At 58.1% G+C, this 4579-nt stretch carries 5 protein-coding genes and 2 tRNA genes; 4 read left to right on the top strand and 3 right to left on the bottom strand.

What is annotated here, in order from left to right; translation table 11 throughout:
- The 4 genes from U9R81_RS17915 to U9R81_RS17900 form a co-directional block, all read left to right on the top strand.
- Window positions 1–895: collagenase (locus U9R81_RS17915; protein ID WP_322496776.1), on the top strand; the 895-nt coding region annotated here is incomplete at its 5' end.
- A 186-nt stretch (window positions 896–1081) separates the two neighbouring features.
- Window positions 1082–1576 (top strand): DUF2442 domain-containing protein, encoded by a 495-nt coding sequence (locus tag U9R81_RS17910; RefSeq protein WP_322496777.1) that lies wholly within the window; start codon window positions 1082–1084, stop codon window positions 1574–1576.
- 65 nt (window positions 1577–1641) lie between these two features.
- Window positions 1642–2019: a YkvA family protein gene (locus tag U9R81_RS17905; RefSeq protein ID WP_322496775.1), complete on the top strand. Its 378-nt coding sequence runs from the start codon at window positions 1642–1644 to the stop codon at window positions 2017–2019.
- A gap of 114 nt (window positions 2020–2133) precedes the next feature.
- The gene (locus U9R81_RS17900; protein WP_322496774.1) at window positions 2134–2682 is read left to right on the top strand and encodes a hypothetical protein; all 549 of its coding nucleotides are present in this window, start codon (window positions 2134–2136) and stop codon (window positions 2680–2682) included.
- Window positions 2683–2815: 133 nt separating this feature from the next.
- On the opposite strand, the gene U9R81_RS17895 is transcribed toward U9R81_RS17900, so the two are convergent.
- From U9R81_RS17895 to U9R81_RS17885, 3 genes are all read right to left on the bottom strand, one after another.
- The gene (locus U9R81_RS17895) at window positions 2816–3697 is read right to left on the bottom strand and encodes an isoaspartyl peptidase/L-asparaginase family protein (protein ID WP_416180989.1); all 882 of its coding nucleotides are present in this window, start codon (window positions 3695–3697) and stop codon (window positions 2816–2818) included.
- Between the two features lie 388 nt (window positions 3698–4085).
- Window positions 4086–4161 (bottom strand) — tRNA-Ala (locus U9R81_RS17890).
- A 5-nt stretch (window positions 4162–4166) separates the two neighbouring features.
- Window positions 4167–4242: transfer RNA gene (locus tag U9R81_RS17885), tRNA-Ala, on the bottom strand.
- Window positions 4243–4579 lie beyond the last annotated feature (337 nt).

Raw genomic sequence — 4579 nt, 5'->3', positions numbered from 1 at the left:
TACGCTGATTGCGCTGATGGTGCGGGCAGCGTTGGCTCGTGTTGTTGACTGGCTGGCCGGCGAGGGGGTCGCTGCGCCGCGCTTTACTGCTGTGCGCCAAGCCTACGAGCAACTGGCCTTACCGATCGAGGCTACGACACTGACCGTCTTCCTCCGTACCGGCCCCGCCGCTGCGACCGATGCCAATGCGCTGGCAGCGACGGTGGCCAACGCTTATGCGCAGGCTCGCCGCTTGCTAGGGCCGGTCGGCGATACGCCAATCCCCGGCGAAGAGCGATTGCCGCTACGGGTGCTGATCTTTCCTAGCCAAGCCGCGTATCGCGACTACATGCGCGCCTTTACGCCTTTTACCGTCGATGTCGATGGCATCTACGACGTGCAGCAGAACACGCTCTACAGCTACCGGCGCGGCGAAGGCCAAACGGCGAATGCACTCGAAGCGACGCTGCGACACGAGACGGCCCATGCCGTCACTGCCGCCTACCTCTTCCCCGGCCAGTGGCTCAGCCCCGGCTACCACGCCGAGCCAAAAGGTTGGTTTGATGAGGGTTTGGCCGAAGTAATGGCTGCGCAGGCCCAACCTGAAGGGCCACTGCAACCGCACCGCCGTCACCTCGCCACGATCTGCGCGCTGCCGCTCAAACCGGCGCTGGCCGATCTGGTGGCCCGCCGCGAGGGGTACGATCAGTATGGCATGTTCGACTACCCGACGGCATGGGCGCTGATGTACTTCCTACTCACCGAACAACCAGCCGCCGCCGCCGCCTTCAGCAATGCGTGGCGCACCCAAACCTACCGCCTGCGCGATTGGCCGCAGTTGGGCGGCTGGCCGGATTGGGCCGCCGCCGAAGCCGCTTGGCATGCCGCGATTGACCGGTGGTGCCAGACACCGTAAAGCCGCACGGCTGTGCGGCTTTTACCTCATCAAGCACCCCAAGCGTACAGCCGCCCGGTTGTGCAGCTCTTACCTCATCAAGTACCCCAAGCGTACAGCCGCCCGGCGGGCGGCTCCCCCTTCGTATTTAAACATATCGGTCCGAGAGATGATACAATGCAAAAGAAATGTTCTCGCTATTGAGTTATTGTATACCAAACATTTTTATCATCGGTCCGTATTTTCTTCGTCTCATTCGATCACGGCGAACCACCGCATATCCATATTCAGCGCGAGCGGTTGGTAGCGAAATTCTGGCTAGATCCCGTTCAGCTTGAAAAGCCGGGAGGCTTGAAAGCCCAAGAACTTCATCGAATTGGCAAGCTCGTACAGCAACATCAGACGTGCCTACGGAGCGATGACCTGAATACTTTGGCGCATGATTTACAGCTTGCCCGCGCGCAAACAGTGAGCGTGACTGAAGAGATGTTGGTGATAGACTTGAAGGATGGCCGTAGCATACATGTACCTTTAGTATGGTATCCACGTTTATGGTATGGCCATCAACGCGAGCGGGAACACGTCGAAATTATTGGTGATGGCGAATATCTTCATTGGCCTGATCTTGATGAAGACTTGAGCGTCAGCGGTATTCTCGCCGGCCGGCGATCAGCCGAGAGTCCGGAATCGCTGAAGCGGTAGCTAGCCAGCCGTCAGTCTAAGGAATAACCCACTTACACGCGCTATTATCTATTCCAAACCCAACCATGCTCACTGCCCTCAAAACTCGCGCCCGCGCGCTTAAACGCGAAGCTTACGCGCTCGCCATCGTGATGCGCGATCCGCGCACGCCGTGGTACGCCAGAGCATTCTTGGCCTTAGTAGTGGCGCATACCTTCAGCCCCATTGACCTCATTCCCGATTTCATCCCAGTCTTGGGGTATCTAGACGATCTCATCATCACGCCGTTAGGCATCTTCCTCGCGCTTAAACTGATCCCTCCCGCAGTGATGGTAGAGGCGCGGCAGCAAGCTGAAAGCCGCATGGCGCACGAGAAGCCGGTGAGTTGGGCCGGCGCGGTGCTGGTGATTGGCGTCTGGATCATCGTTATGAGTGTGATTGGGTGGACGATCTTCAACCTGTAATCGGCTACAAAAACACTTCAGTAAATCTCAATAACTGCATGGTAGAATTTTTCTTAACTCCTCTCTCGTCAAAAGTAATGAAGTACTCATCGCCTGTAGCGAAGCCTACGCTTTGTGCTGTCGCTGGTTCTACCGATAATAAAAAGAAATGGCTTGCTATCAATTGAAGACGGTACAATGACAGGGATGTCAAGGCGAACAACCTATTCTCTGCGTCACCTAATCGGTGGTTTCTTGTTTGCTTCTATCCGGCTGGTAATTTCTTACCACACGATTATCCAAGATAGTCCGGCGCCGGGATGCATCGAACGGATCAGGTTCGGCGGCATAGGTGGCTGCTTTGGCAAGACAGCTATCATCGACCTGCAAGTTACGTCCGCGCCGCCATGCCTCGAAATCGCCGTCAATAATTGTAACGGCGGCGTACGTGAGGTGCAGAATAAATGTGAAGCGGCATTTGAGGTGAGGCAAGCCAATATCGCACCGAGAGAGCGGGTGACGCTCGATGTGATGGCCACCGGAAACGAGTACATTCCTGTGTCAGTATCTAGCAACTTCTCACAATACGTTCCTGCCCAAAACACACCGATCGAACTCATTGGCACGCTCGACGACCAAGCCCTTACCGTGCGCTTTACGAAAACAGCCAAGCTGTGTGAATGAGATGTTCTTTTCACATAAACGGGCAGGGCGGGTGTAACCAGCTTTTCTACGTGACAATAACAGCGGCGGGGACTGAACAATATCCAGTCCCCGCGAACGTGTGTTCAGCTCGTCCTAAGCCCCTCACATCCGCTCACACCCCTGACCGCATCTCGCCGCGCCCATTGATATAGGCGTATGCCATGCGCGGCGTATTCCACGCCAACCCGACCGTGCCATCCGGCGTCAATACAATCACCCCGCCGCGCCCCTCAGGCGCCAGCTCACCCAGCAAACGGATCCCGACCTCAGCAGCTTCTTGCGGGCTGATCCCGTCTTCGAGCAGCTCAACCACACGGCGCGCCAGCGCCACGCGCGTGATCGACTCGCCCCAACCGGTGCAAACCGCCGCACCAATCGACGTCGCGTACAACCCGCAACCGATTAACGGCGTATCACCCACCCGGCCCGGCAGCTTAAACGGCGTGCCGCCGGTCGAATTTGCCGCCACCAGATTGCCGGCCCGGTCGAGTGCAATCGCACCTACGGTATCGTGACCACTCGCCGGAGGCGGCGGCGCCGCTCCCTGCGCCTTCCATTCCAGCCACAATTGCCGTTCGCGCTCGACGATCAAGTCTTCGTTCGCGCAAAACGGCATCCCCACCGCCGCCGCAAACTCCTCGGCGCCGAGACCGACCAGCATCGTCGCCGGCCCAGTAAGCACATGGCGCGCCAGTGTAATCGGATTACGAATGCGGCGCAGGCCAGCGACGGAGCCATAGCGCAACGTGCGCCCATCCATCAACGCCGCGTCAAGCTCCACCGTTCCGGCGCTGGTCAACACCGAACCGGTGCCGGCATCAAAGATCGGGTCATCCTCCATCACCCGCACCGCCGCCTCAACTGCATCGAGCGCGCTGCCGCCGGCTCGCAAACGCTGCCAACCCGCCTCCCGCGCCGCCTCGCAGCCAGCAACATGGGCCGCCACTTGATCATCAGGGATCGCCCATGCCCCACCGTGAACGATCAACGCCATCAACGACTCGGTTGCCACTATGCACCTTCCATTATTCAAGCAGTATCGCCCCAACTGTGTGCATCGCAAGCGCAGGACAGCTCGCCCCCTGCGGGGGAGGACTGGGGTAGAGCAGATAAGATTCACCGCCGAGGGCGCAGAGGTATCATAACGCACAGACGATGAGCAGATTGAAGAATTGGCCACAACACCGCTTACACCCCACTTAACATCCCTTTGCGAACTTCGCGCCCTTTGCGCCTTTGCGTTTGAACCTGAACCCTTTGCGCCCTTTGCCCCCTCTGCATCTTTGCGTTTGAATTCTTTACGCCTTTGCGGAGCCGGACAGCCGTCCTGCTCTACGGCGCCTGACAAAATCAAAACCGCCGCCCCAAAGGCGGCGGATTATTGGTGGAGCCAAGGGGATTCGAACCCCTGACCTCAACACTGCCAGTGTTGCGCTCTTCCAACTGAGCTATGGCCCCGAGCGTGGTGGAGGTGAGGGGATTCGAACCCCTGACCTCGACAGTGCGATTGTCGCGCTCTACCAACTGAGCTACACCCCCGCTCACACCACGACATCTTACCACGAACAGCGCCGGATGTCAAACGGTGAAGTGGGGGGTTGGGGGGGACGCTGTACGGCGGGACTGGTGCTCGGCGGGAAAGCGCCTTGGGTTGGGTGGAGATGGCGAAAAGTTAGGTCTACTGCATGAACCCATACGGTGTCCTTCACAGTGCTTGTCTTAGCAAATAAATTTCACCATTTTAACTTTATCTGAAACAATAACTGAGGTTTTGCACAATCGAGAGGGGGTTGCCAAGGGTAATAGAATGGAGGCATCAGGACGCAGTTGAGGCGAGGTCAGGAGGGCAGGATGCCGGCCATCGTCGACTTTCCCG

It is taken from the genome of Chloroflexus sp. (assembly GCF_034435895.1).
Lineage (GTDB): Bacteria > Chloroflexota > Chloroflexia > Chloroflexales > Chloroflexaceae > Chloroflexus.
Note: the sequence above shows the minus strand (reverse complement) of the source record. Positions and strands in the feature narration are given on the sequence as shown.